This window comes from Halopseudomonas bauzanensis (genome assembly GCF_900114735.1).
Classification (GTDB): Bacteria; Pseudomonadota; Gammaproteobacteria; order Pseudomonadales; family Pseudomonadaceae; genus Halopseudomonas; species Halopseudomonas bauzanensis.
This window is the reverse complement of record NZ_FOUA01000005.1, coordinates 59310-85589: the sequence shown is the minus strand read 5'-3', so window position 1 is coordinate 85589 and position 26280 is coordinate 59310. Positions and strand designations below refer to the sequence as shown.

General features: G+C 62.3%; 27 protein-coding genes and 1 pseudogene. 18 read left to right on the top strand and 10 right to left on the bottom strand.

Translation table 11 applies throughout. The features are described 5' to 3' along the window. Positions 1-63: 63 nt before the first annotated feature. Both BM267_RS11695 and BM267_RS11690 read right to left on the bottom strand, forming a co-directional pair. On the bottom strand, positions 64-630 hold the full coding sequence (locus tag BM267_RS11695; protein ID WP_036990500.1) for an HD domain-containing protein: 567 nt from the start codon (positions 628-630) through the stop codon (positions 64-66). 89 nt (positions 631-719) lie between these two features. After that, positions 720-1049 (bottom strand): Mpo1-like protein, encoded by a 330-nt coding sequence (locus tag BM267_RS11690; RefSeq protein ID WP_074780519.1) that lies wholly within the window; start codon positions 1047-1049, stop codon positions 720-722. A gap of 56 nt (positions 1050-1105) precedes the next feature. Between BM267_RS11690 and BM267_RS11685 the strand changes: the two genes are divergently transcribed. Beyond that, positions 1106-1669 carry a nitroreductase family protein gene (locus BM267_RS11685; protein WP_074780680.1) on the top strand — a complete coding sequence of 188 codons (564 nt, stop codon included), beginning with the start codon at positions 1106-1108 and terminating at the stop codon, positions 1667-1669. On the opposite strand, the gene BM267_RS11680 is transcribed toward BM267_RS11685, so the two are convergent. The 5 genes from BM267_RS11680 to BM267_RS11660 all read right to left on the bottom strand — a co-directional run bounded on the left by BM267_RS11680 (position 1594) and on the right by BM267_RS11660 (position 4867). Then, the gene (locus tag BM267_RS11680) at positions 1594-2976 is read right to left on the bottom strand and encodes a HAMP domain-containing sensor histidine kinase (protein ID WP_074780521.1); all 1383 of its coding nucleotides are present in this window, start codon (positions 2974-2976) and stop codon (positions 1594-1596) included. The genes BM267_RS11685 and BM267_RS11680 overlap by 76 nt on opposite strands. A gap of 5 nt (positions 2977-2981) precedes the next feature. Then, positions 2982-3353, bottom strand: a complete 372-nt coding sequence (locus tag BM267_RS11675) for a hypothetical protein (protein WP_074780525.1) — start codon at positions 3351-3353, stop codon at positions 2982-2984. Positions 3354-3474: 121 nt separating this feature from the next. Then, on the bottom strand, positions 3475-4131 hold the full coding sequence (locus BM267_RS11670; protein ID WP_074780684.1) for a response regulator transcription factor: 657 nt from the start codon (positions 4129-4131) through the stop codon (positions 3475-3477). Between the two features lie 14 nt (positions 4132-4145). Next, entirely contained in the window at positions 4146-4550 is a 405-nt protein-coding gene (locus BM267_RS11665; RefSeq protein ID WP_074780527.1) for an SH3 domain-containing protein, read from the bottom strand. Between the two features lie 14 nt (positions 4551-4564). After that, positions 4565-4867 (bottom strand): YciI family protein, encoded by a 303-nt coding sequence (locus BM267_RS11660; protein WP_036990497.1) that lies wholly within the window; start codon positions 4865-4867, stop codon positions 4565-4567. A gap of 134 nt (positions 4868-5001) precedes the next feature. On the opposite strand from BM267_RS11660, the gene BM267_RS11655 reads away from it, so the two are divergent. The 6 genes and pseudogenes from BM267_RS11655 to rluB form a co-directional block, all read left to right on the top strand. Beyond that, a complete protein-coding gene (locus BM267_RS11655) occupies positions 5002-5868 on the top strand; it encodes a PHP domain-containing protein (protein ID WP_143063072.1) in 867 nt (288 codons plus the stop codon). A 64-nt stretch (positions 5869-5932) separates the two neighbouring features. After that, positions 5933-6565, top strand: a complete 633-nt coding sequence (locus BM267_RS11650) for an L-threonylcarbamoyladenylate synthase (RefSeq protein ID WP_036990495.1) — start codon at positions 5933-5935, stop codon at positions 6563-6565. 97 nt (positions 6566-6662) lie between these two features. Continuing rightward, entirely contained in the window at positions 6663-7883 is a 1221-nt protein-coding gene (locus BM267_RS11645) for a tryptophan--tRNA ligase (RefSeq protein WP_074780533.1), read from the top strand. Further along, a complete protein-coding gene (locus BM267_RS11640) occupies positions 7883-8767 on the top strand; it encodes a segregation and condensation protein A (protein ID WP_083392507.1) in 885 nt (294 codons plus the stop codon). Before BM267_RS11645 ends, BM267_RS11640 begins: the two co-directional genes overlap by 1 nt. After that, a complete protein-coding gene (gene scpB / locus BM267_RS11635; RefSeq protein WP_074780536.1) occupies positions 8748-9494 on the top strand; it encodes an SMC-Scp complex subunit ScpB in 747 nt (248 codons plus the stop codon). Before BM267_RS11640 ends, scpB begins: the two co-directional genes overlap by 20 nt. A 74-nt stretch (positions 9495-9568) precedes the next feature. Beyond that, positions 9569-10411: pseudogene (rluB, locus tag BM267_RS11630) on the top strand (23S rRNA pseudouridine(2605) synthase RluB); the annotation flags it as partial. Between the two features lie 74 nt (positions 10412-10485). Here the strand turns inward: rluB and BM267_RS11625 are convergent. Together BM267_RS11625 and fliK are read right to left on the bottom strand one after the other, a co-directional pair. Next, complete coding sequence (locus BM267_RS11625; RefSeq protein WP_074780539.1) at positions 10486-10776, bottom strand: EscU/YscU/HrcU family type III secretion system export apparatus switch protein; 291 nt, start codon at positions 10774-10776, stop codon at positions 10486-10488. Continuing rightward, positions 10776-12425, bottom strand: a complete 1650-nt coding sequence (gene fliK / locus BM267_RS11620) for a flagellar hook-length control protein FliK (RefSeq protein ID WP_036990491.1) — start codon at positions 12423-12425, stop codon at positions 10776-10778. The genes BM267_RS11625 and fliK overlap by 1 nt, the downstream gene beginning before the upstream one ends. Before the next feature lie 156 nt (positions 12426-12581). Here fliK and ccmA point away from each other — a divergent pair, with 156 nt between their 5' ends. Genes ccmA through ccmI form a run of 9 tightly spaced genes read left to right on the top strand, consistent with a single transcriptional unit; the run spans position 12582 to position 19495 of the window. Further along, positions 12582-13217 carry a cytochrome c biogenesis heme-transporting ATPase CcmA gene (gene ccmA, locus BM267_RS11615; protein WP_036990490.1) on the top strand — a complete coding sequence of 212 codons (636 nt, stop codon included), beginning with the start codon at positions 12582-12584 and terminating at the stop codon, positions 13215-13217. Next, positions 13217-13888, top strand: a complete 672-nt coding sequence (gene ccmB, locus BM267_RS11610) for a heme exporter protein CcmB (protein WP_074780542.1) — start codon at positions 13217-13219, stop codon at positions 13886-13888. The genes ccmA and ccmB overlap by 1 nt, the downstream gene beginning before the upstream one ends. After that, on the top strand, positions 13885-14628 hold the full coding sequence (locus BM267_RS11605) for a heme ABC transporter permease (protein WP_036990488.1): 744 nt from the start codon (positions 13885-13887) through the stop codon (positions 14626-14628). The genes ccmB and BM267_RS11605 overlap by 4 nt, the downstream gene beginning before the upstream one ends. Further along, complete coding sequence (gene ccmD / locus BM267_RS11600) at positions 14625-14792, top strand: heme exporter protein CcmD (protein WP_074780545.1); 168 nt, start codon at positions 14625-14627, stop codon at positions 14790-14792. The genes BM267_RS11605 and ccmD overlap by 4 nt, the downstream gene beginning before the upstream one ends. Then, positions 14792-15253 (top strand): cytochrome c maturation protein CcmE, encoded by a 462-nt coding sequence (ccmE, locus tag BM267_RS11595; RefSeq protein WP_036990486.1) that lies wholly within the window; start codon positions 14792-14794, stop codon positions 15251-15253. Before ccmD ends, ccmE begins: the two co-directional genes overlap by 1 nt. 12 nt (positions 15254-15265) lie before the next feature. Beyond that, on the top strand, positions 15266-17239 hold the full coding sequence (locus BM267_RS11590; RefSeq protein WP_074780548.1) for a heme lyase CcmF/NrfE family subunit: 1974 nt from the start codon (positions 15266-15268) through the stop codon (positions 17237-17239). Beyond that, on the top strand, positions 17239-17808 hold the full coding sequence (locus tag BM267_RS11585; RefSeq protein WP_036990485.1) for a DsbE family thiol:disulfide interchange protein: 570 nt from the start codon (positions 17239-17241) through the stop codon (positions 17806-17808). The genes BM267_RS11590 and BM267_RS11585 overlap by 1 nt, the downstream gene beginning before the upstream one ends. Next, positions 17805-18278, top strand: coding sequence for a cytochrome c-type biogenesis protein (locus BM267_RS11580; RefSeq protein WP_036990484.1), 474 nt, complete (start codon positions 17805-17807; stop codon positions 18276-18278). The genes BM267_RS11585 and BM267_RS11580 overlap by 4 nt, the downstream gene beginning before the upstream one ends. Further along, positions 18278-19495 carry a c-type cytochrome biogenesis protein CcmI gene (gene ccmI, locus BM267_RS11575; protein WP_074780551.1) on the top strand — a complete coding sequence of 406 codons (1218 nt, stop codon included), beginning with the start codon at positions 18278-18280 and terminating at the stop codon, positions 19493-19495. Before BM267_RS11580 ends, ccmI begins: the two co-directional genes overlap by 1 nt. 303 nt (positions 19496-19798) lie before the next feature. Here the strand turns inward: ccmI and BM267_RS11570 are convergent, their stop codons facing one another. Next, a complete protein-coding gene (locus tag BM267_RS11570; RefSeq protein ID WP_074780554.1) occupies positions 19799-21259 on the bottom strand; it encodes an SLC13 family permease in 1461 nt (486 codons plus the stop codon). 264 nt (positions 21260-21523) lie between these two features. Here BM267_RS11570 and smc point away from each other — a divergent pair, with 264 nt between their 5' ends. Both smc and zipA read left to right on the top strand, forming a co-directional pair. Next, positions 21524-25027, top strand: a complete 3504-nt coding sequence (gene smc / locus BM267_RS11565; RefSeq protein WP_074780556.1) for a chromosome segregation protein SMC — start codon at positions 21524-21526, stop codon at positions 25025-25027. A gap of 212 nt (positions 25028-25239) precedes the next feature. After that, positions 25240-26115: a cell division protein ZipA gene (zipA, locus tag BM267_RS11560; RefSeq protein WP_074780561.1), complete on the top strand. Its 876-nt coding sequence runs from the start codon at positions 25240-25242 to the stop codon at positions 26113-26115. The last annotated feature ends 165 nt before the right edge of the window (positions 26116-26280 follow it).

The window sequence follows — 26280 nt, the reverse complement described above, 5'->3', positions numbered from 1 at the left end:
GTCTTTCCCTGGCCTGATGGTGTGCCAGACCGATCATAGTATGCAAGGCAGGCGGTGGAAAGCTCAGGCGTACATGGACTGGCGCGGGCGGGCAAATACGCGGCGCAACATGGGCTCGAAAAAGCTCAGTGGCTCTGTCGGATAATCCGGGTCGAAGGCCGGTGCGTCATATAGTGCGCAGAACTCGGCGGTGCGCTGGTATAGCGGGTGATCCTTGAACTGTTCGCGCAGATGGCGATCCATGCCCAGATGATGGAAGAAGTAGTAGCCCTGGAAGACACCGTGCTTTTCCACCATCCATAGATTTTCCGCCGAAACGAAAGGCTTGAGCATGGCGGCAGCGATGTCAGGGTGGTTGTAACTGCCGAGGGTGTCGCCAATGTCATGCAACAGAGCGCAGATGACATATTCTTCATCCCGCCCGTCGCGGTGGGCGCGCGTGGCGGTCTGCAAGGAATGTTGCAGTCGATCGATGGGGAAGCCGCCGAAGTCGCCATCAAGTAGCTTCAGGTGAGTGAGGATGCGATCAGGCAGCTGTTGGGCAAAGGGACGGAAGTGACTGGCGATAAGGCTCCAGTCTTCGGCGGTGCCTTCCTGCATGGCGCGGAAGGTGGCGCGTTGCTCGCTCATGGCATATCTCCGGTTCTTGTCGTTGTATGCCGATGCTACAGGGTGGCCGACGTGACAACTGTCGGCCGTTCGACAATTTGTCGCTGGGGTCAGAAGCGGATACGTCCGGTAAGCATGTCCTTGAGCATCACCCAGTCACCCATGAAACTGTAGAGCGGGTATTTGAACGTGGCGGGGCGGTTCTTTTCGAAGAAGAAGTGTCCCACCCAGGCGAAGCCGTAGCCGGCCACCGGCAAGGCCAGCAACCACCAGTAATTGCCACTGACAATAGCCCACAGCAGGATCAACAGCACCAGCGTGCTGCCCACATAATGCAGGCGCCGACTGGTGTCGTTGCTGTGTTCACTGAGATAGAACGGATAAAATTCGGCGAAGGAGTGGAACTCCCTGGTCCGGTTGGTGGTGTCGCTATCAGACATGATGTTCTCCCTGGTTTTGTTATGATCCGGCAATCATGTATCTGGAGCTGATGATAATGGACGCACTGACCGCATTGCACAACCGGGTTTCCGAACCGCGCCTGACTGGCCCGGCGCCCAGCGCCGAGCAACAGGAGGCGCTGTTTCAGGCGGCGTTGCGGGCGCCGGATCATGCCCGGCTGCGGCCTTGGCGGTTTTTGGTGCTGGAAGGGCAGGGGCTGGAGCGCCTGGGTGAGTTGTTTGCCGAGGCTGCGTTGGCCCGAGTTGGCGACCCGCAGGCGCCGGAGGTGCTGCGGGCGCCTTCATTGCCGCAGCGCGCACCGATGGTGGTGATTGCCATCAGCAGTCCGAGAGCCCATCCCAAGGTGCCGGAAATAGAGCAGGAGATGTCCTGCGCCGTCGCCGTCGGCAATATGCTGTTGGCGGCCCACGCACTGGGTCTGGGGGCAGTATGGCGTACCGGTGAACCCGCCTATGATCCGCTGATTCATGAAGGTCTGGGGCTGCAGGCCCACGAGAAAATTGTTGCCTACCTGTATCTGGGTCAGTCGACGGGAGCCCCGAGGTCGGTTCCGGTGTTGGACTCACGGGACTTTTTTCGCCGCTGGCCGGACAGTTGAGGACGGGTGGGCAGGTGAATGCGTGCGCATAGCCCGCCCGATGCAGCCTGACTGAAACTCAGGGCGCCGCCATGGCGGATGATTGCGCGGCGGGCAATGGCCAGGCCCAACCCGTGACCACTATCTGCCGGCTGGCCCGGGACCCGGGCGAAGGGTTCGCCGAGGCGCTCGAGCCATTCCTGCGGCACGCCCGGCCCTTGGTCAATCACGCGGATGTCGCAACCCTCGGGGCTGGCTGACAGCACTACGCTGATCAACCCATCGTTGGGCGAGAAGCGCAGGGCATTGCGCAGCAAGTTATCCAGCGCGCTGGCCAGTTGCTCGGGCCAGCCCTGGATCGCACGGCCGGTGCTACCCTGGATTTCCAGGCGCTGATGGGCGGCGGCGAAGCGCGCATCCTCTACGGCATTGGCCACCAACGCATCCACATCGACCCGCTCCAGCGGTACGTTCTGCGCATCCAGCCGGCTCAGGGTGAGAATGTCGCCGATCAGGCTGTCCAGCCGGCTGCACTCGCGGTCCAGGCGCGTCCATAACGGATCGCCCGCTACCAGGCCCTGTTTGCTACCAAGAGCCAGACCGATGCGCAGGCGAGCCAGCGGCGAGCGCAGCTCATGGGAGATATCCCGCATCAGTTGATTCTGACTGTCGAGCAGGCTCTGCACACGGTTGCCCATGCTCTGGAAGCGCCGGGACAACTCGCCGATCTCGTCCCGACGCCGACCGATGTTACCCAGGGTCTGATCATCGAACCGCCCGTGGGCCAGGTCCTGGGCGGCGACGCCGAGCTTGCGCAGCGGTCCGGTCAGATAGCGGCTGAGCAACAGGCTGAGGAGCGCCAGCAGCAGCAGTGCCATGCTGATATTGGTGAACATGGCGAACGGGGTATGTTGCCAGCGGAACAGCTCTGGTGCCGGCACGTGCAACAGCAATTGATAGTGCGCCTGTGGGGAATCCCAGCCGAGCTGGAACAGCCGGCCATGGCGGGTACGTTCCGGGCCGCTGGGCACTGGCAGATCGAAACGGGGTAGCGTGGGCAGGGTGCCTTCAATCAGGCGCTGCCCCTGGGCATCGAACAGCTGCGCCCGCAGCCGATGTTGCCGGCGTTGAGCTTCGAGCCAGGATTGGGCAGACGCAGGGTCCTGTTCATACAGGGTGACCAGCTGTTCGCTGAAGTCCCGCAATTTGGGGTGAAATTGCAGCAGGAGCCAGTCCTGTTGCAAGGCGCGGCTGATCAGAAAGCCCGAACCGCCCACCAGCAGCGTGGCGAGCCAGAGAACGGCGAAGACCTTCCAGAACAGCCGCATGCGGATCAGCTCGCGTCAGAGCGCGTGTCGTCGCGCTTGTCGCTTTTACGCTCCTTGCGCTCTTCCATGTGCTTCTTCATCTTTTCGCGCTTTTCTTCGCGCATCTGTTGCATTTTCTGGCGCTGTTCGTCGGTGAGAATGGCATCCACTTTTTCCTTTCTCTCATCGTGCAGCGCTTTCATTTTTTCGAACTGCTCTTCGTGCACGGCGCGCAGTTGTTCCTGCTGCTCGGTCGTCAGCTCCAGTTCGGTCGCAATCCGTTCCATGTGCCGCTCATGGTATCGACCCTTGTCCCCATCCATGCCGGGCATGGCCAGAGCTACACAGGATGCGGCGGTAGTGAGAGCGAACAGACCTGCCATCAGTGTCTTTTTCATGGGTATCTCCTGGTTTGCAGATGACCGGCGTGTCCGGCCATTGGTATCCAGTCTAGTCATGGGGATGTCAAGCAGGGCTGGTGGGCGGTAAAGGCTGTGTAAAGATCCGTCAGTTCCCGTTTCAACTGTACAGATAGCCCCGGCCGCGGATGGACTGGATGCGCGGGCGGCCGTCCTCGTGGGGGCCGAGTTTGCGCCTGAGATTACTCATGTGCATGTCCAGACTGCGGTCATGGGGGCCGAGCGGCTTGCCCAGGGCCTGGCGGGACAGACTCTGACGGTCGATCAGCTGGCCCGGCCGCTCCAGCAGTTCGCGCAGGATCAATACTTCGGTCTGGGTCAGCGGCAGCAGTTCGTCGTTCTGCCAGACCATCAGGCTGGCACTGTCGAGCCGCAGGTCACCGACCTGCAGCAGCTGTTCATCGGCTATCGGCATGGCGCGGCGCAGCAGGGCGCGCAGGCGGGCCACCAGCTCCCGCGGATCGCAGGGCTTGGCCAGGTAATCATCGGCACCCAGTTCCAGACCGAGAATACGGTCCACCGGCTCGCCCCGGGCGCTGAGCATCAACAGCGGGGTATTGCAGTGCGGGCGCAGGGCGCGCAGCACTTCCAGGCCGTTCATGCCTGGCAGCATCATGTCCAGCACGATGGCGCCATAACTGCCGCTGCGGGCAGCTTCGAGGCCGGCAGGACCGTCGTGTACGCTGGTGAGGGTGAAGCCTTCGGCGGCCAACCAGGAACCCAGCAGCTCGCAGAGTTCCTGATCGTCGTCGATCATCAATACCGACTGGTTCAATTCAGCCACTCGCTGCGTTTGCGGCGACCGCCGAGCTGCGCCAGTATCCAGCCCAGCAGCAGGCTGCCGGCGACGGTGGTACCGCCGACGATGAACCACTTGCGCTGCTGCTCTTGCTGATTGCGCGCGGCGACTTCTTCCATGGCGACCAGCCGGTCGCGCAGGGCAAGGTTCTGCCTGCCCAACCGCTCCACCTCGGTATGGTCGGCGGCGTTGGCCAGTTCGTCAGCCAGGCGCTGGCGCTCGGCCTCGACCTTGGCCAATTCGGCCTGCAGCGTGCCGACATCCTGCTCGGCGGTGGGCATCTGCGGATCGACCGGGGCGTCGGCCTGCTGTGCCTGCAGGGGCAGTGGCAGCAGCAAGGCGGCCAGCAGCGGCAGCAGGGATGGGCGAAGGGACATTCGGGCGCTCCTCATCAGGCCGGCAGAACACGCTTGAAGGGTTTGACCAGTACCTGGTCATAGACGCCGGCGGCAATGTAGGGATCCTGATCGGCCCATTCCCGGGCCTGCTCCAGGGAGTCGAACTCGGCCACCACCAGGCTGCCGGTAAAGCCGGCGCTGCCGGGATCATTCGAATCGATGGCTGGATGCGGACCAGCGAGCACCAGGCGGCCGGCGTCCTGCAGTTGATGCAGACGGGCAAGATGATCGGGGCGGGCAGCCATTCGTGCATCGAGGGTGCCGGGGGCATCGCTGGCCATGATGGCGTATAACATGTCGGATCCTTGGGGTGGGTAGGTGATAGTGCAGTAACTTATGCCATTCAGTTGGGCATTGTCAGCGCCCAGACGGCATAATAGCCAAATTCTTTCCCTGAATGGCCTGGTTTGATGATGGCCCTGGAGCAAATTTGTTAGCGGACCTGCATATGCACAGCACGGCTTCGGATGGCGCCCTGGCGCCCGCCGAGCTGATGGCGCGTGCGGCCGCGGCCGGTATCGACCTGGTGGCGTTGACCGACCATGACACGCTCGACGGTCTGCCGGAGGCCCAGGCGGCCGCCGCAGCGCATGGCATGGACTGGGTGAGCGGCGTCGAACTGTCGGCGCAGTGGCAGGGCCATACCGTGCACATTCTGGGTTACGGCTTCGACATGCAGTCTCCGGCCCTGCGGGAGGCGCTGGCTGGCGTGCGCGATGGCCGCTGGCAGCGGGCCGAGCAGATCGCCGATCGGCTGGCTGCCAAGCGTATGCCCGGCGCGCTGGAAGGGGCGCTGGCGGTACAGCAGGCAACCGGCAGCGACCCGGACAGCCCACCGGCGCGACCGCACTTCGCTGACTGGATGGTGCAGGCCGGATACGTGCGTGATCGCGGTGAAGCCTTCCGCAAGTGGCTGGGGGCGGGCAAGCTGGGTGATATCAAACAGCACTGGCCGGCGCTGGAAACGGCGGTGGCACAGTTGCGCGAGGCGGGCGGGCTGGCCGTCGTGGCGCACCCCTGGCATTACGGCTTCACCCGGGCGCGTATCCGCCGTCTGTTGCGCGATTTCGCCCAGGCCGGCGGGCGTGGCGTCGAAGTGTCCAACGGCAAGCAGGCACCGGAACAGGTGGCGGTGCTGGCGCGCATGAGCATCGAATTCGGTTTTCTCGCCAGTTGCGGCAGTGATTTTCATCATCCGGATTCGCCGTGGATGGCGCTGGGCCAGATGACGCCCTTGCCGGCCGATTGCGCGCCGGTATGGCAGGATGCGCGGTTCCCCGATGCCGTCATGCCATGAGCGGCCGCTCGACGGAAAAGGCGCAGTTCCCTAAACTGCGGGAAAACACAGCGAGAATGCAGCCGTGAGCCAATATTTCCAGATCCACCCCGACAATCCGCAGGCGCGTCTGATTCGCCAGGCCGTGGAAATCGTGCGTGACGGTGGGGTTATTGCCTATCCGACTGATTCTGCCTATGCCCTGGGCTGCCACCTGGGCGACAAGAACGCGCTGGAACGTATCCGCCGTCTGCGCCAGCTGGATGACAAACACAATTTCACCCTGGTCTGCCGCGACCTGTCGGAGCTGGGCACCTATGCCAAGGTGGATAACGCCACCTTCCGGTTGTTGAAGAACAACACCCCTGGCCCCTACACCTTCATCCTGCACGCTACTACCGAAGTACCGCGGCGCCTGCTGCATCCCAAGCGGCGCACCATCGGTCTGCGCATTCCTGACCATCAGTTGACCCTGGCGCTGCTCGAAGCCCTGGGCGAGCCCTTGATGAGCGTGACTCTGCAACTGCCGGGCGAGAGTCTGCCGCTGACTGATGCCGAGGATATCCGCGAGCGTCTGGACAAGCAGGTCGATCTGATTATCGACGGCGGTGCCTGTACTATCGAGCCCACCACCGTGGTGGCCTTGCTCAACGGGGAAACCGAAGTGCGCCGCATTGGCCGAGGCGACCCCGAACCCTTCGGCGTCAGCCGTGAATGATTGGTCAACCGGCGCCCCATGCAGGCGCCGGGGCCGAAGAGTATGATAAGCAGCACAATGCCAACACCATGTATCACCAGACAATCAGGAGTTTCCCTTGAGTTCCGTTGAATCCCAGCGCCGGGTCGTGTCCGGCATGCGCCCCACCGGGCGCCTGCATCTAGGTCATTATCATGGCGTGCTCAAGAACTGGGTAAAGCTGCAGCATGAGTACGAGTGCTTCTTCTTCGCTGCCGACTGGCACGCGCTGACCACGCTGTACGAAACCCCGCAGGATATCGAACAGAACGTCTGGGACATGATGATCGACTGGCTGGCGGCGGGCGTCAGTGGTACGTCCGCGACCATGTTCATCCAGTCTCAGGTACCGGAACATGCCGAGCTGAACCTGCTGCTGTCCATGTCCACGCCGCTGAGCTGGCTGGAGCGGGTGCCGACCTACAAGGATCAGCAGGAAAGGCTGCGTGATCTGGACCTGGCTACCTACGGTTTTCTGGGCTATCCGTTGCTGATGAGTGCGGACATCCTCGTCTATCGTGCCGGCCTGGTGCCGGTTGGTGCTGACCAACTGTCCCATGTGGAAATCACCCGGGAACTGGCGCGGCGCTTCAATCATCTGTACGGCAAGGAGGCTGGCTTCGAGGACAAGGCGCGGGCTGCCGTGTCGAAGATGGGCAAGAAAGCGGCCAAGCTGTACAACAACCTGCGCACCGCTTATCAGGAGCAGGGTGACAGCGAGGCGCTGGATACCGCACGGGCGCTGTTGCAGGAACAGCAGAACATCACCCTCGGTGACAAGGAGCGCCTGTTCGGCTACCTCGAAGGTGGCGGCAAGGTGATTCTGCCCGAACCCCAGGCGCTGCTGACGCCGGCCTCGAAGATGCCTGGTCTCGACGGGCAGAAGATGTCCAAGTCCTATGGCAACACCATTACCCTGCGCGATACCACCGACGAGGTCAGCGAGAAGATCCGCCGCATGCCTACCGATCCGGCGCGGGTACGGCGTACCGATCCGGGCGATCCAGACAAGTGCCCGGTCTATCAGCTGCACCTGGTATACACCGACCAGGCGACTCATGACTGGGTCAACCAGGGTTGCCGCAGCGCTGGTATTGGCTGCCTGGACTGCAAGAAGCCGGTGATCGATGCGATCTGCACCGAGCTGGCGCCCATGCAGCAGCGGGCCGTGGAGTATGAAGAGAATCCGGACGCAGTACGCCTGATCCTCAGCGAAGGAGCCGAGCGTGCCCGCGACGCGGCTCGCGACACTCTGGTTGAAGTGCGCCAGGCCATTGGCCTGAACTACCGTCGCGGCTGATGAGCGCCCGGGAACCTGCACAACTGGCCGCTGCACCCATTGCGGTGAGCAGCGAGCCGATTGCAGAGCTACCGGGCCCGATTCAGCATGAGCTGCCGCTGGCCGTCATCAACGGCCAGCCACTCACCGAGCTGCCCCAGGATCTGTACATTCCCCCCGAGGCGCTCGAAGTTTTTCTTGATGCGTTCGAAGGGCCGCTGGATCTGCTGCTGTACCTGATCCGCCGCCAGAACCTCGACATCCTCGATATTCCCGTTGCCGAAATTACCCGCCAGTACATGGGCTATGTCGAGCTGATGAAGACGGTGCGGCTGGAGCTGGCGGCCGAATATCTGGTGATGGCCGCGATGCTGGCCGAGATCAAGTCGCGCATGCTGCTGCCGCGTCAGGAAGAGGATCACGATGTTGATTTTGACGACGATCCTCGCGCTGAGCTGATTCGTCGGTTACAGGAATATGAGCGGTTCCGCCAGGCGGCGGAGGATCTCGACGCGCTGCCGCGGGTCGGGCGGGATATCGCTCTGGCGGCTGCCGCACCGCCGCCACTGGAAACGCGCAAGGCCCATCCGGATATCAGCATGGAAGAGCTGTTGCTGTCGCTCAGCGAGGTCCTGCGCCGCGCCGACATGTTCGAAAGTCATCAGATCAGTCGCGAGACGCTGTCGACCCGCGAGCGCATGGCTGATGTGCTGGATCGCCTGCGGGGCGGCCAGTTCGTACCTTTCATCAGTCTCTACCAGCCGAGCGAGGGCAAGCTGGGCGTGGTGGTGACCTTCATGGCGGTGTTGGAACTGGTCAAGGAGCAATTGGTCGACCTGGTGCAGAGCGAGCCCTTTTCGCCCATTCACGTCAAGGCAAGGAACGATGACTCAACCACCGCTTGAACGGATTCTGGAGGCGGCGCTGCAGGCCGCCGGCAAGCCGCTGTCGCTGGAGCGAATGCGCGAGCTTTTCGACGAGCACACAGCACCTTCGCTGGAAGAGCTGCGCCAGGCACTGGCCCAATTGGCCAAGGATCTGGCGGAGCGCTCGGTGGAGTTGCGCGAGGTGGCCAGCGGCTGGCGCCTGCAGGTGCGCGATGGATACGCACCCTGGGTCTCGCGCTTGTGGGAAGAGCGGCCCCAGCGCTACTCCCGGGCGCTGCTGGAAACCCTGTCGCTGATCGCCTACAGGCAACCCATCACCCGCGGCGAGATCGAGGATGTGCGTGGGGTGGCCGTCAGCAGTCAGATCATCCGTACACTGCTCGAGCGTGAATGGGTGCGGGTGGTGGGGCATCGCGAGGTGCCGGGGCGCCCGGCGATGTACGCCACCACGCGGCAATTCCTGGATTATTTCAATCTGCGCAGCCTGGCGGAGCTACCGCCGCTGGCCGACCTGCGGGAAAGCACGGAAGAGTCGGTATCGCCATTGGTCGGGATGCCGGATACCGGTGACAGCACGCCGGGCTGGGACCCTGTTGCTCCATTGATGGCGGACGGCAGCGTCGGTACGGGTGATTTCGGTGCGTTGCTGGCGGAGCTGGAGGCAATGGAAACCGATCTGAAAACGGACTTCGATGACCTGCTGCCGTCAGTCGAGAACGACAACGAGCCCGACCCCGCTGGCTGAGCCGGCAGGTCGATGCTATTCTGCGCGACCGGATTCCCCGGAAATTGTCCCCATCACACCGGGAGGTGCCACGCATGACTGACCAACCTATCAATCCAGAAACCGAAGAAACACCGGTTTCCGGAGAAAAACTCCAGAAAGTACTGGCCCGTATGGGCCTTGGCTCGCGTCGCGAGATCGAAGGCTGGATCGGCGCCGGCCGCGTCACCGTCAACGGCGAGCCTGCGCAACTTGGTTGCCGGGTCGACAGCCTGGACCAGATCATGGTCGATGGCCGTCCCCTCAAGCGTGACCTCAACACCGAGGTGGTGCGCCGCGTACTGATCTACAACAAGCCCGAAGGCGAAGTCTGCACCCGTGATGATCCGGAAGGGCGGCCGACGGTATTTGAACAGCTGCCACGCTTGAAGCAGGGGCGCTGGATCAATATCGGGCGACTGGACATCAATACCTCCGGCCTGCTGCTGTTCACCACTGACGGCGAGCTGGCCAACCGGCTGATGCATCCATCCTCGCAGATGGACCGTGAATATGCGGTGCGGGTGATGGGCGAAGTCGATGAAGCCATGGTCGAGCGGCTGTTGACCGGCGTCATGCTGGATGACGGTCCCGCCAAGTTCACTGATGTGGTCAGCTCCGGCGGCGAAGGTATCAACCGCTGGTTCCACGTCTGCCTGATGGAAGGCCGCAACCGGGAAGTCAGACGGCTGTGGGAATCCCAGGGCGTTCGGGTCAATCGCCTCAAGCGGGTCCGCTTCGGGCCGGTCTTCCTCGGCCCGGAACTGCCGGTCGGTCGCTGGCGTGAAATGAAGCAGAACGAGCTCGACGTGCTCAGTGAAGAGGTTGGCCTGAAGCCCGTGCGCCTGCCGGAGTCCACTGTCGCCGAGAAGGAGAAGCAGAAGCGCCAGGCCCGCAAGCCCTCCATGCATCAGGCGCGTGTCGTGCGTCAGAACAAGTTCAAAGGCAGCGATCGTACGCGCAAGTAACGCGACTAACTCTCCTCGTCCGGCGGTACAAACCCCGCCGGCATCTTGCCCTGTAGATGCCAGGCGAAAGCGATGATCTCGGCGATAGTGCGGTACAGCGCTTCAGGGATCTGATCACCCAGTTCCATGCGCGTCAGCATGCTTGCCAGGTCGGCGTTTTCATAGATCGGCACTTCATGGTCCATGGCCAATTCAATGATCCGTTCGGCCAGTTCGCCCTCACCCTTGGCGGTGACGGTGGGAGCCTGTTCGCCGCCCTCGTAGAGCAGCGCAATGGCTTCGCGATGTTCGCTCATCAGGTTACCTCGTCGATCCAGCGTTGTTGTACCGCTTGCTGTGGTGCTGGTGGGCTGCCCCGGTGGGCGCTGAGTTCACCGACTTCCAATCCGCGGGTCAGCAGACGGTCGCGCAGTCGGCCCATTTCGGCGTTGATACGCTGCAGGGTATCGCTCTGTTCGGCCCAGAATTCGCTGCTGACACGGCCCTTGTACAGTCGGGCGATGCTCTGCATGGGACCGAGGCTTTCCAGATTGAAGGCCAGGCGTATTTCCCATTGGGGCGTTTGCTCGGTCTGGCGACTGTCCGGCGCCGATTGATCGCGCTGAATGCGCATCTGCACCTGGGTGAACTGCTGACCTTCACGCAACGGAATCTCCAGCTGCCAGACAGTCTGGGTACTGCCGTCGGTGAAGGTCTGGGTCTGACCGAGGCCCTGGAACTGATGGTGCTGAATGCGTGCCAGCAGGGCGGCGGTCAAGCGCAGCAGGCTGCCGAGATCGGGCGCATCGCTGAGGGTCTGCAGCGCTCGCGAGGGCAGTGGAAACAGGCCCGGTCTGGCTGTTAACGCGGCGGCCTGCCACGGACCGGGGGGCAGGGCAGTGAATTTGCTGGTATCCGGCGGTAATTGATGTTGCAGAGTGACCAGCAGGTTGAGCAGGCTGGCCTTGAAATCCGCGCCGGGTAAAGGTTCGGCGCCGGGCGGTGTGGCCAGGCTGGAGAGCAGGGGCAGCAGCCGTGCCAGGGGTGGCAACAGGTTTTGCTGCATCGACTCGGTGGGTGCTTGGTTGGCGGTCGATGCGCTGCCGGTCTGCAGTGCCTGACTCAACTGGGCGAGCCCGGCTTCCAGGAATATACCGCTCTGACGCACCGCCTGGGCGACCCCGGCGGGGGTGCTCAAATATTCAGGGGTGGTGACATGGGTCAGCACCTGGCGTATGCCGGCCTGTAACAGCGGTGGCAGGTCCGGTAGCGCCGCCAGTTTATCCAGCATACGCAACAGGGGTTCGGCGGACGCCTGGGTTTGCAAGGTGGTACGCATGCCTTGCAGCAGGTCGAGCTGGCGGACCTGCTCGGTGACGGAGGTGACGCGCAGCTCGCCCTGGCTGCCCACCTGGGCTGTCAGCAGACTGCCGGGTGTAGCGGCGCGGCTGCTGTCCAGGCTCAGGACCGCGCCGGCTGCCGGCCCCTGCAGAATCTTCGCCAGGATGGCGAAGCGGGCCTGCTCGCTGGCCGCGGGTAATGCCTGGCTGTTGATGATGCGCGCCTGCACCAGGCTGCCCTGGGGAAACAGCTGCGGGTCCAGTTTGGTCAGTGGTGCCTGGCCAGCGCCCTGTGTGGCCAGGCTGTCGAGCACTGCCAGCAGGCGGGTGGGGCTGACCGCCTGCACCGTCAGGCCGGTGCCCGCTTCCAGTGGTTGGCGGCTGAGCACGCTTACATCGGTCGGCGGCAGGCCCGCCTTGGCCAGGCGCAGCAGCACTTCGAACTGGCCGGATCGGGGCTGGCTGGCGACCACCTCGGCTTGGGCACTTTCGCCTGGTGCCAAGGTCGCTGCGGCAATCGGACGCAGCAGCTCCAAAGCCACCGCCGAGGCCGTCGTGGTGGGGGCTGGAGCCCCGGTTCCAGGGCGGTTGGCGGTGATGGGCGGCAGGTTCAGATCCGGCGTCATGTGTGTCACATATTGATGTAAATCAGGCACCTCAGGGTAGGGGCGCTATGTATAATGGCGCCAGTCACCAAGGTGCCTGTCGCCTATGCAGTATAGCGGCAGCGCACAGGTAAACATGAGTGAACGATATTCGCTTCCCGATGGTTTGGAGTAAAAGTGAAGCCACTGCCTGTTGAGTTGGACAGTCTGGCCTGTGAGCGGGATCAGCGTGAGCTGTTTGCTTCGCTGTCGCTGCGACTCGAACCCGGGGAGATACTACAGGTGGCCGGCCCCAACGGGTCCGGCAAGACCAGTCTACTGCGCATTATGGCCGGGCTGCTGCCGGCGTCGGCGGGCGAGATCCATTATGGCGGTCGGTCGGTCTTTCATGGTGCCGGTCAGGAAGACTGGCGTCGCCATCGGCTGTTCATCGGGCACGCTCCGGCGGTCAAGGGCGCGCTGACTGCCGAGGAAAATCTGAGCTGGCTCTGTGCTCTGAGCGAGCCGGTAGCGGTCGAGGCTATCTGGCAGGCGCTGGAGCAGGTTGGCCTGCGGGGCTTCGAGGATATTCCCTGCCATAACCTGTCCGCCGGACAGCATCGCCGTGTGGCGCTGGCGCGGCTGTATCTTGAGCGGCATCCCGTGTGGATTCTGGATGAGCCTTTCACGGCCATCGACAAGGCCGGCGTAGCTGCGTTGGAAAAGCATATTGTGAAGCACGCGGCCTTGGGTGGAATGGTGATCATGACCACTCACCACGGTCTGGAGCACCTGCCAGGTGTGCGTCAACTGGATATGGGGCAGCTCAACTGATGCGCAGGGTCGTGTGGTTGTTGTTCTGCCGCGAGTGGCGGTTGGCCTGGCGGCGTCCGGGCGATCTGCTCAATCCGCTGGTGTTCTTCGCCCTGGTCGTGAGTCTGTTTCCGCTGGCCGTCGGGCCGGAGCCCACCATGCTGCGCAGCATGGCACCGGGGGTTATCTGGGTCGCGGCGTTGCTGGCCACGCTGCTGTCGCTCGATGGCCTGTTTCGCAGCGATTACGACGACGGCTCGCTGGAACAATGGGTATTGTCACCGCACCCGCTGGCCCTCATGGTGCTGGTCAAGGTGCTGCACCACTGGTTGCTTTCCGGCCTGGCGATGGTGCTGTTGGCGCCGCTGTTCGGGTTGATGCTGGCCCTGCCGCTATCATCCCTGCCAGTGCTGGTGCTGACGCTGTTGTTGGGCACGCCGGTACTGAGCCTGTTGGGCGCGGTTGGTGCGGCGTTGACGGTGGGCCTCAAGAGCGGTGGCGTGCTGCTGGCATTGCTGATCCTGCCGCTCTATATCCCGGTATTGATTCTCGGAACCGGGGCGATGGATGCGGCATTGCAGGGCATGCCGGTGACCGGTTATGCATTGTGGCTCGGCTGTCTGGCGATGCTGGCGCTGAGTCTGGCCCCCATCGCCATTGCCGCCGGATTGCGTATTGGAGTGAGTGAATGAACTGGAGTTTCTTCCACAAACTGGGTTCGCCCAAATGGTTTCATGACATCAGTGGCCGCTGGCTGCCCTGGTTTGCCGTGGCCGGTGTGCTGTTGCTGTCGGTCGGCAGCGTCTGGGGGCTGTTCTTTGCCCCGGAGGACTACCAGCAGGGCAACAGCTTCCGGATCATCTACATTCATGTGCCGGCGGCTTTCGTCGCCCAGTCCTGCTACATGATGCTGGCGGTGGCGGGGATAGTCAGTCTGGTTTGGCGTATGAAGCTGGCGGACGTGGCGCTCAAGTGCGCTGCGCCCATCGGCGCCTGGATGACCTTCGTCGCGCTGCTGACCGGCGCCATCTGGGGCAAGCCGACCTGGGGCACCTACTGGGTCTGGGACGCGCGACTGACGTCCATGCTCATCCTGCTGTTCCTTTATTTCGGCATCATTGCGCTGGGGCAGGCGATCAGCAATCGTGAAACCTCGGCCAAGGCTACCGCTGTGCTGGCGATCGTCGGCGTCGTGAATATTCCCATCATCAAATACTCGGTGGATTGGTGGAATACCTTGCACCAGCCGGCCACTTTCAAGATCACCGAGAAGCCGGCCATGCCGGTGGAGATGTGGTTGCCGCTGCTGCTGATGGTGCTGGGCTTCTATGCCTTGTTCACCGTCAGCCTGTTGATGCGGATGCGGCTCGAGGTGTTGCGTCGTGAGCACAAGACGCGCTGGGTGCGCGAGGTGCTGGAGAAATCATCATGAACAATCTGGCAGACATGCTGGCGATGGACGGGCACGGTGTTTATGTCTGGTCGTCCTATGCCATAACTCTGGTCGTATTGGCGTTGAACGTGGTGCAGCCCTGGCTGGCCCGTCGTCGTCTGGTCAATGAAGAGGCGCGTCGCCGCCGTCGGGAGGTTAAATAATGCATCCGCAGCGCAAGAAACGCCTGTTGCTGATCCTGTTGGTCGTGGTTGGAGTCTGTGTCGCGGTGGCCCTGGCGCTGGGCGCGTTGAAGCAGAACATCAACCTGTTCTATACCCCCACGGAGATTGCCACCGGGACGGCGCCACTGGATGCCCGCATCCGTGCCGGCGGCATGGTGGTGAACGGCAGCGTGAAACGCGCGCCCGACAGCCTGCAAGTAACATTCGACGTGAGTGACGGTGCCGAGCAGGTGACCATCGCCTACAGCGGCATCCTGCCTGACCTGTTCCGCGAGGGGCAAGGCATTGTCGCCATGGGGCGTCTGAATGAGGACCGCGTGCTGATGGCCGATGAAGTGTTGGCCAAGCACGATGAAGAATACATGCCGCCGGAAGTGGCCGAGGCCCTGAAAAGGGTCGAACACATGAAAGTGGACGGCTATACGCCGTCCGTCAACTGATTCGGAGGCTGCATGATTCCCGAACTTGGCCAGATTGCCCTGATTATCGCCCTGGTACTGGCGGTGTTGCAGGCCACCATTCCTCTGTATGGCGCCTGGCGCGGCGATACCCTGGCGATGGGCTTTGCCCAGCCGGCGGCCCTGGCCCAGTGCCTGTTTGTACTGTTCGCCTTCGTTTGTCTGGTATACGCATTTGTCAGCAATGACTTCAGCGTGACCTACGTGGCACTCAACTCCAACTCCGCGCTGCCCTGGTATTACCGGGTCAGTGCCGTGTGGGGCGGTCACGAAGGCTCGCTGTTGCTGTGGGCCCTGATTCTAGCGGCCTGGACCTTTGCCGTGGCGGTCTTTTCCCGCGACCTGCCGGAAGAAATGCTCGCCCGGGTGCTCGCGGTCATGGGCATGATCAGTATCGGCTTCCTGCTGTTCATGTTGATGACATCCAACCCCTTCGATCGCCAGTTGCCGTTCTTTCCCGCCGATGGCAACGACCTGAACCCGCTGTTGCAGGACTTTGGCCTGATTGTGCACCCGCCGATGCTATACATGGGTTATGTCGGTTTCTCGGTGGCTTTTGCCTTCGCCATTGCTGCGCTGTTGGGTGGACGCCTGGATGCGGCCTGGGCGCGCTGGTCGCGGCCCTGGACCATCGTCGCCTGGGCCTTCCTCGGACTGGGTATCGTGCTGGGCTCCTGGTGGGCCTATTACGAGCTGGGCTGGGGCGGCTGGTGGTTCTGGGACCCGGTGGAAAATGCTTCCTTCATGCCCTGGCTGGTCGGTACCGCGCTGATTCACTCGCTGGCGGTGACCGAAAAGCGCGGTGTGTTCAAGAGTTGGACCGTGTTGCTGGCCATCGCCGCCTTCTCCCTCAGTCTGCTGGGCACCTTCCTGGTACGCTCGGGCGTGCTGACCTCGGTTCATGCCTTCGCCACTGACCCGGAGCGGGGCGTCTTCATTCTCGGCTTCCTGTTGATCGTGGTCGGCGGTTCGCTGGCGCTTTACGCCCTGCGTGCCCCGGTGGTCAAGAGCCAGATTGGCTTCGCCCTGTGGTCCCGGGAAACCCTCTTGCTGGTCAATAACGTCATCCTGGTGGTGGCGACCCTGATGGTGCTGTTGGGTACGTTGTACCCCATGGCCCTGGATGCGCTGACCGGCACCATGGTGTCGGTGGGGCCGCCGTACTTCAATGCGCTGTTCGTACCGCTGATGGCCGCGCTCATGTTGGCAATGGGCGTCGGTGTGCTGAGCCGCTGGAAAGACACGCCGGTGAAATGGCTGGTTGGTCAACTGAAGTGGGTGCTGGTGCTGTCGGCTATCGCCGCGGTCGGCTTGGCGGTGTGGATTGGCGATCATCACGTAGCGGTGGCCAGCATGCTGTTCCTGGTGCTTTGGGTGGCGGGTGCCAGCCTGCGTGACATTCTCGACAAGTCGCGAAACAAAGGGCTGGTCTGCGGCGTACGCGCCTTGACCCGCAGTTACTGGGGCATGACCCTGGCCCACCTGGGCATCGCCATCTGCGCCGTGGGCGTGGTAGGGGCCAGTCTGTTCGACAGTCAGCGCGACCTGCGCATGGCGCCGGGTGACGCGCTGGAACTGGGCGGTTACCGCTTCGTGTTCCAGGGCGCGGACCACCGCGAAGGACCGAACTGGATCTCTGATGAGGGCATTATCGAGGTATACCGCAACGAGCGCCGTATCACTACGCTGACGCCGGAGAAACGCCTCTACACCGTGCAGAACATGCCGATGACCGAGGCCGGTATTCATCCGGGCTTCACCCGCGACCTGTTCGTTGCCATGGGTGAGCCGCTGGAGAATGGTGCCTGGGCGATTCGCGTGCACATCAAACCGTTCGTGCGCTGGATCTGGGGCGGCGGTCTGTTGATGACCATCGGTGGCCTGCTGGCGGCCAGTGACAAACGCTATCGCCTGAAGGTGCGCCAGCGTCGCACCGTGCCCCAGACGGCAACACGGGAGGCTGTCTGATGCGCAGACCCTGGATGCTGATTCCGTTGGTATTGTTCATCCTGCTGTTGGTGCTGTTTCTCAAGGCACTGAACGACAAGAAGACCCAGCAGGATTTGGCTATCGATCCCAGCACCTTGCCGTCAGCGCTGATCGACAAGCCGTTCCCTGACTTTTCCCTGCCATCGGTGGAAGAGGGCGGGCCGTTGCTCACTCAGGCGGACCTGCTGGGTCAGCCGGCGCTGGTCAACGTCTGGGGCACCTGGTGTGTCGCCTGCCGGGTCGAGCACCCGGTGCTGAACAGGCTGGCGGACCAGGGCGTGATCATCCATGGGGTGAACTACAAGGACAACACCGAGGACGCCCGGCAATGGTTAAAGGAATTTCATGACCCCTACCAGTTGAACATCAGCGATGCTGACGGGCGACTGGGCCTGGACCTGGGTGTTTACGGTGCGCCGGAAACCTTCCTGATCGATGCCGAAGGTGTCATTCGCTACAAGTTTGTCGGCGTGGTCGACGAGCGTGTATGGGAAACGCAGCTGGGCCCGCGTTACCAGGCCCTGGTCGATGAAGGAGGTGCGCCATGATCCGCTGGTTGGGTTTCCTGCTGGCTTTGAGTCTGGCACCGCTGACATTGGCGGCCATCGATACCTACGAGTTCGAGACCGAAGCGCAGCGTGAGCAGTTCTACAAGGTGAGTTCAGAACTGCGCTGCCCCAAATGTCAGAACCAGAATATCGCCGACTCCGATGCGCCGATCGCGATGGACCTGCGCCGCGAGGTGTACCGCATGGTCACCGAGGGCAAGGGCGATGAGCAGATCGTCGATTTCATGGTCAGCCGCTACGGCGACTTCGTGCGTTACAAGCCCGCATTGACGCCGGCCACTCTGGTGCTCTGGTTCGCGCCGGCCGTGTTGCTGCTGGGTGGCTTCCTGTTCCTGGTGGTCCTGTTGCGTCGTCGTCAGCGCGCGCTGCGTGATAGCGAAACGCAACATTTGAATCAGGATGAACAACGACGCCTGCAATCCCTGCTGGAAAGAGAAGAAGACAGCTGATGACTGATTTCTGGTTGTATAGTGCGCTGCTGATCCTGGCAGGCATGCTCGTAATAGTCTGGCCGATGTGGAAACTGCGTAGCCGCAGCAAGGCCGACCGCACCGCCCTCAACGTGGCGCTGTATGAAGAACGCGTGGCCGAACTGGCTAACCAGCTGGCGGCCGGCGAGGTGAGTGCTGAGCAGCATGACTCGGCGCTGGAGGAAGCGGGTAAGTTGCTGCTGGAAGATACCGCTCGGGCGGAGGACCAGCGGCAGCCATTACACCGTGGCCGCGCCTGGCCGCTGCTGTTGTCCGCTGGCGCCCTGCCGCTGGTAGTGATTGCCCTGTACCTGAGCTGGGGCAACCCGGCGGGTGTGCAGCTGGCGCGGGAAATGGCGAATAACCCGGTCCCCGAAGACCTTGATGGCTATATCGACCGCATGGAGCGTATCACCGAGATCCAGCCGGAGAATGGAGAGGCCTGGTACATGCTCGGCCGCGCCTATCTGTCTGATCAGCGACCGCAGGAGTCGGCAGATGCCTTTTCCGCCAGCCTGCAGCGCCTTGGCGAGCGGCCGGAAGTGCTGGCTCAACTGGCCCAGGCGCGCTTCTTCGCCAATGGCAACAAGCTCGACACCGACTCCGTGGCTGCACTGGATCGGGCCCTGGAGCTGAATCCCCATGAGCCGACGGCATTGGGGCTGCTGGGGATCGCGGCTTTCGAGTCCGGCGAATATGCCGGTGCAATCAACTACTGGGAGCGCTTGCTCGCCGGTATGCCGCCGGGCAGCGAGGGTGCTCGGGCAATCCAGGGCGGCATCGAGCGGGCGCGCCAACGCGTTCAGGAAGCTGGCGCAACAGCAAATGGAGTGGAGGCGCCAGCGGCGCAGCAACTGCAGATCAACGTGCGGGTGGAATTGGCTGATGAGCTGGCCGCCGAGTTCGGCGATGACGCGGTGGTCTTCGTCTCCGCCCGCGACCCACAGGGTCCGCCCATGCCGTTGCTCGCCCAGCGTCTGGGCAAGGGCGAGCTGCCTACCGAGGTGGTACTGGATGCCAGCGATGCGCTGATGCCCGGTGTGCAGCTGCAGCAGGGGCAAGCCTTGCAGTTGAGTGCACGCATCTCGACTTCCAGTGATGTCATGCAGGCCAGCCATGCAGCCGAAGCTATCGACATCACCGTCAGCGAAGAGCAGGAACAGCCCACCGTACTGCGAATCGACCGCGCCCTCTGATCTATCCCTCCTCGCGGGTTGGCCTGACGGCCAGCCCGCAGCCTCTTCGCGGTCAAGGCCGCTCCCGCACAAACGATAAGTACCGCGAGACCGCGCTCCCATAGCCTATGGCGGATGTGTAGAAGAAGGCTTGCCCGCGTACCGGGTGGCCCTTGAACCGCTGCGTTCTATGGAGTGCGGGCGTGCTGAGCGGTCGGGCCGTGATCGGATGGGGTATGACGGAGTGAGCTTTGCGCCCGATGCCGGGGCATAAAAAAACCGCCGTCACGAGGACGGCGGTTGGTCATGCAGGGATGTATCGGATCAGATGCCGAATACCCAAAACATGAGGTAGTAGGCCAGCAGACCGACAATGATGACGCCGGCGATATTCAGCTTGAAGCCAGCGGAGATCATATCGGTGATCTTCATGTGGCCGGTACCGAACACAATGGCGTTTGGTGGCGTGGCCACCGGCATCATGAAGGCACAGCTGGCGGCAACGGCGGCCGGTACTGCGTACAGGATCGGCGATACATCCTGGGCCATGGCCAGGGCGCCCATCAGCGGCAGGAAGGCGGCGGCCGTGGCGGTATTGCTGGTGATCTCGGTCAGGAAGATAATCACCGCCGCAATGACCAGCACAATGGCCAGTGTCGGCAGCGTACCGATTACGGACAGGGATTCGGCAATCCAGACTGCCAGGCCGGAGGAGGTAATCACCGCCGCCAGCGACAGGCCACCGCCGAACAGCAGCAGTACGCCCCAGGGCATCTTCGAAGCGGTTTCCCAGTCCATCAGATTGCCTTTTTCACGGTTGACCGGAATCAGGAACATGATGATGGCCGAGGCAATGGCGATGATAGTGTCGTTCAGCCAGGGGATGAGCGAACTGGATAACAGGGGCTGGAAGATCCACGCGGCAGCTGTCAGCAGGAATACGACACCTACCAGTTTCTCGCCACGGCTCATCGGCCCCAGGTCGGTAAGCTGCTTCTGCAGCAATTCTCGGCTGTTGTTCTCGGCGTTGAGGCCAAAATTCTTGCGCGTCAGCATGAACCACACGGTGGCCAGCATCATTACCGAGATTGGCACCCCGATCAACATCCACTGGCCGAAGCCGATATGAATGTCGTGGTTGTCAGCCAGATAGGCTACCAACAGCGCATTTGGCGGCGTGCCGATGATGGTACCTATGCCGCCGATGCTGGCCGCATAGGCGATGGCCAGGAGCAGAGCGGTCGCATACTTGCGCACCGCTGCCGGATCATCATTTTCGAACATGCTGACCACGGACAGGCCGATCGGCAGCATCATGATAGCGGTGGCGGTGTTGCTCACCCACATGCTGAGGAAGCCTGTGGCAATCATGAAGCCACCGATCTGATGGCTGGGCTTGGTGCCTACGGCCAGCAGCGTCATCAGGGCGATACGCTTGTGCAGATTCCAGCGTTGCATCGCCAGCCCCAGCACAAAGCCACCCATGAACAGGAAGATGGTCGGGTTGGCATAGGGAGCAGTGGCCTGACTTACGGTGCCGATGCCCAATGCGGGAATCAACACGATGGGCGCCAGCGAGGTGGCCGGGATCGGGATCGCCTCGGTGGCCCACCAGGCGGCCAGCAGCATCATCAGGCCCGCGGCTTTCCAGGCGGCGTCGCTCATGCCCTCGGGTGCGGGCAACAACAGGGTCATGACCAGCAGCGCAACGCCGGCGAGCAGGCCCACGAGTCGGCTAGTGGTCCAGCCATCGGGTAGTGATTGGTTTGTTGTCGTGGCAGACATTCTCTTTTTCCAGATCGAATTTTTGTCTTTGCTTCACCTTTGCAGCAGCGCACTTGCCAGGGCGCTGCCAACCATCAGTAAAGCCTATTGCTTATCTACCTGCCCAACCGAATAGCTTTTCCCATGCAGTGGATGCCACTGCTTGGTGATGGGGCTTCTATTCGGGGAGTAATACAGGTAAAAAGGGGACGTTTTCCACTTCTGCAAATATCCGCCGGATGGCTGCCAGACACTCACCGAACGGCAAGGGACAGACATTTTTCAATGCGACTCAAGTGCATCAAGCTGGCGGGTTTCAAGTCCTTCGTGGATCCTACCACAGTTTTCTTTCCCACCAATATGGGCGCGGTTGTTGGGCCGAACGGCTGTGGCAAGTCGAACATAATCGATGCAGTGCGCTGGGTGATGGGCGAAAGCTCGGCCAAGAACCTGCGGGGCGAGTCGATGACGGATGTCATTTTCAACGGCTCGAACAGCCGCAAGCCCGTAGGACAGGCGTCTATCGAGCTGGTCTTCGATAACAGTGATGGCACTCTGCAGGGTGAGTACGCCGGCTACAATGAGATATCGATTCGTCGCAAAGTTACCCGTGAAGCACAAAATCAGTATTTTCTCAATGGGACCAAATGCCGACGCCGGGATATTACCGATATATTCCTCGGCACAGGGTTAGGGCCGCGCAGTTATTCCATTATTGAACAGGGCATGATTTCCAAGCTCATCGAGGCCAAGCCCGATGAGCTGCGTTTGTTCATAGAAGAGGCGGCCGGTATCTCCAAATACAAGGAGCGCCGTCGGGAGACTGAAAATCGTATCCGTCGTACCCATGAGAATCTGGCACGCCTGACCGACCTGCGCGAGGAGCTGGAGCGGCAGTTATCCCGCCTGCATAGCCAGGCCCAGGCGGCGGAGAAGTACAAGACGCTCAAGGCTGATGAGCGTCAGCTCAAGGCGCAGCTGCAAGCGTTGCGTTGGCAGACGCTGGATGGTCAGACGCTGGAGCGTGAACAGCAGGTGCGTGGCCTCGAAGTAGCGCTGGAAGGGGTAATTGCCGAGCAGCGCAATGCCGATAGCGAAATCGAGAAGCAGCGCGATCAGCATAGCGAGCTGAACGACAGCTTCAACCAGGCGCAGGCGCGCTACTACAGTATTGGCGCGGATATCAGTCGCATCGAACAGGTGTTGCAGTTCAACCGCGACCGCCAGCGCCAGGTGCGCGATGACCTGGAGCAGACCGAGCAGGCCTGGCAGGAGGCGCAGAGCCATCTGACGCAGGATCAGGCCTTGCTGGGCGATCTGCGCAGCGAACTTGAGCGCACCGAGCCTGAACTGGAGCTGGCCGCGGCGGCGGATGAGGATGATGCCGCGCGGATGGCCGAAGCCGAAGCGGCGATGCAGGGTTGGCAGACCGCCTGGGATGAGTTCAACCAGCAAGCTTCGGCGCCGCGGCAGCAGGCCGAGGTCGAGCAATCGCGGATCCGACATCTGGAGCAGAGCGTGGAGCGTTTCGGTGAACGCATCCAGCGGTTAGAGGAAGAGCGCGCCGGTCTGTCTGCCGATTCACTGGATGGCGAGCTCGATACGCTGAATGAACAGCTGGCCGAACTGGACATGCGCAGTGAGAGCGACCAACTGACCCTGGATGATTTGACCGACACCCTGCAGCAGCAACGTGAGGTGCTTGCGGCCCTGGTTCAGGAACAGGACGGTCGCCGTGGCGAATACCAGCGTCAGGGGGGCCGGCTGGCATCCCTGGAGGCATTGCAGCAGGCCGCGTTGGATCAGGGCATCGGAGTGCAGCAATGGTTGCAGGCGCAGGGGCTGGGTAACGCTGCGGTACTGGCCGGCCAGCTGCGTGTCGAGCCCGGTTGGGAGCAAGCGGTGGAAACGGTGCTGGGGGCGGATCTGCACGCGATCAGCCTGCCTTCGCTGGATGCCCTGCAGGCCCAGCTCGATAGTTTCGAACAGGGCGATCTGCGGCTGGTGGAGCGGTCGACATCGGGGGGCGCCGGACCCGTCAGGGCGGCATCGTTGCTGGATAAGGTCGACTCGGCCGTGGATCTGTCGCCCTGGCTGGGCGGCATTCATACTGCCGCTGACTTGCAACAGGCGCTGGCATTGCGCGCCTCGCTCGCCAGCCATGAGTCCGTGGTGACCCCGGCAGGGCACTGGCTGGGGCCAAACTGGCTGCGCTTTCAGCGGGGCGACGATCAGGAAGCCGGCGTGCTTGCCCGGCAACAGGAAATGGAGGCGCTGCACGCCACTCTCGAACAGCAGCAGGCGCAGCTGGATGCGAACGAGGAACGCATGGCGGAGCTGCGTGAGCAGGTTCGGCAGCTGGAGTTGCGTCGTGACGGTCTGCAGCAGGGCTTGGCACAACTGGGGCGCGAGCAGGGCGAGCTGAAGGCCCAGCGTTCCGCTCGCCAGGTCAGGTTGGAGCAGGTGACCGCCCGGCGCGAACGCATCCGGGCTGATCTGCAGGATATTCAGGCCCAGCGCGCCGAGGAACTGGAGGAGCTGGGTGAGGCGCGGATGGTGCTGCAGGAAGCACTGGATCGTATGGCTGACGACACCGGTCGGCGTGAAGCTCTGCAGCAGCAGCGCGAACAACATCGAGAGCACCTGGAGCAGGTCCGGCAGCAATCACGAACCCAGCGCGACCGCTCGCATAAATTGGCCCTGCGCACCCAGTCATTGCGCGCGCAGCTGGAGTCCACTCGTCAAGGTCTCGAGCGATTGCAGACCCAGGTCGAACGGCTGGCCGAGCGCCGCGAGCAATTGCAGATGTCGTTGGAGGAGACGCAGGGGCCGGAGGAGGACCAGCGTATCGAGCTGGAATCCCTGCTGGAGCGTCGGCTGCAGGCCGAACAGGAGTTGGGTACCGCCCGGCAGGCACTGGAGTTGGTCGACCAGCAGATGCGTGAGCAGGAGCGCCGTCGGCAGCAGGCCGAACAACAGGCCCAGTTGTTGCGCAACCAGTTGGATGAACAAAGGCTGCTCGCGCGCGACATGCAGACCCGCCGGCAAGGCTTGCAGGAGCAATTGCTGGAGGCCGGCTACGACTTGCAGAGCGTCATTGCCACGCTGCCTGCTGGTGCCACTGAGGCCGAGTGGGAGCAGCAGTTGATGCGACTGGACGGGCAGGTCCAGCGGCTGGGTGCGATCAACCTGGCGGCAATCGAGGAATATGAGCTGCAGTCCCAGCGCAAGCAGTATCTGGACGCCCAGAATGCGGATCTGGAGGAGGCACTCGATACCCTGGAACAGGTCATCCGCAAGATCGACCGGGAAACCCGCAGCCGTTTCAAGGAAACCTTCGATAAGGTCAATGCTGGCCTGCAGAATCTGTTTCCAAAAGTGTTCGGCGGCGGCAATGCCTGGCTGGAGCTGACCGGTGATGATCTGCTGGATACCGGCGTGACCATCATGGCGCGGCCGCCCGGCAAGAAGAACAGCACCATCCATCTGCTGTCCGGCGGCGAGAAAGCATTGACCGCCATTGCCCTGGTGTTCTCCATTTTCCAGCTCAATCCCGCACCGTTCTGCATGCTTGACGAGGTGGATGCACCGCTGGACGACGCCAACGTCGGCCGCTACGCTCGGATGGTCAAGGAGATGTCGAGCAGGGTGCAGTTCATCTACATCACCCACAACAAGATCGCCATGGAGATGGCCGATCAACTGATGGGGGTGACCATGCATGAACCTGGCTGCTCTCGACTTGTCACAGTCAATGTCGAAGAGGCGGTGGCATTGGCAGAGGTTTAGGGTCTGTTGACGTTTCATCGCGACCGCGCCGCCCAAAAATAGGCCCGGCCCTGCGGTTCGCGATGAAACGTCAACAGACCCTAGCACCTGCACAACATTGCTCGGGCGTGTTACTGTCTCGCATGTATTGGGGTGTGGCGTGAAAATGCCATACGCCGGGAGTCCCGCTCGGGAACTCTTCAACGGTATGGCATAACGGGAACTGCATATTCATGGATTTTGGTTTGCGAGAGTGGCTAATCATTATCGGCCTTCTGGTCATTGCGGGGATTCTTTTCGATGGGTGGCGACGCATGGGCGGCCGTTCACGCATCCGCTTCAAACTGGAACGCGATTTCAAGGACTTGCCTGAGGGCGCGGCCGGCGACGAGCTGCTCGGCCCGGCGCGTGTTATCGCGCGCGGCGAACGGGAAGAACCTACCTTCGGCGATGACCAGGTGACTGCTGACACCATCGATAGTCTGGAGGTTGACGAGATGCGTCAGCCGGAGCAGGCCGGACTGGATCTGGATGAGCCCGAGCGTGCTCCGGAGCCTGCGCCGCGCGCGCAGTCGAGCCGTACGCCGCGGCCTCGGCGTGAGCCGATTGCTGAATCAGAGCCGGTTACTGCCCAGGCTACCCAGGCACCCGCATCGCCGGCCAGTGAGCCCGTGGCGCCGGAAGAAGTGCTGGTCATTCTGGTGGTGGCTCGCAGCGAGGAAGGTTTCCCTGGGGCCGCCATGATGCAGAGCATCATGGAAAGCGGACTGCGCTACGGCGACATGAACATCTTCCACCGTCACGAAAGCATGACCGGCAACGGCGATGTGCTGTTCTCCATGGCCAATGCATTGAAACCCGGTACTTTCGATCTCGACGAGCTGGAGCACAATCATGTGCGTGCGGTGACCTTCTTCATGGGACTGCCCGGCCCGCGGCACCCGAAGCAGGCCCTGGATCTGATGATTGCCTCGGCACGTAAGCTGTCACAGGAACTGGGTGGCGATCTGAAAGACGAGAATCGCAGCGTGCTGACCGCTCAGACCATCGAGCATTATCGCCAACGCATCGCCGAATTCGAACGCAAGCGCTTCGGGTTGCGTCGCTGATCTATCTGCGTTCGCCTTTCTGTGGGGGCGGGCTGGCCGCGAAGGCTTTCTCGCAAGTCTGTTCGCGGGCAAGCCCGCCCCCATATTCGGATTCTTGGGTGAGCGCCACCTCGACCATCGGAGTCCCGGAGCACCCACTCTCCATTGGGCTATGAGCTCGAAAGG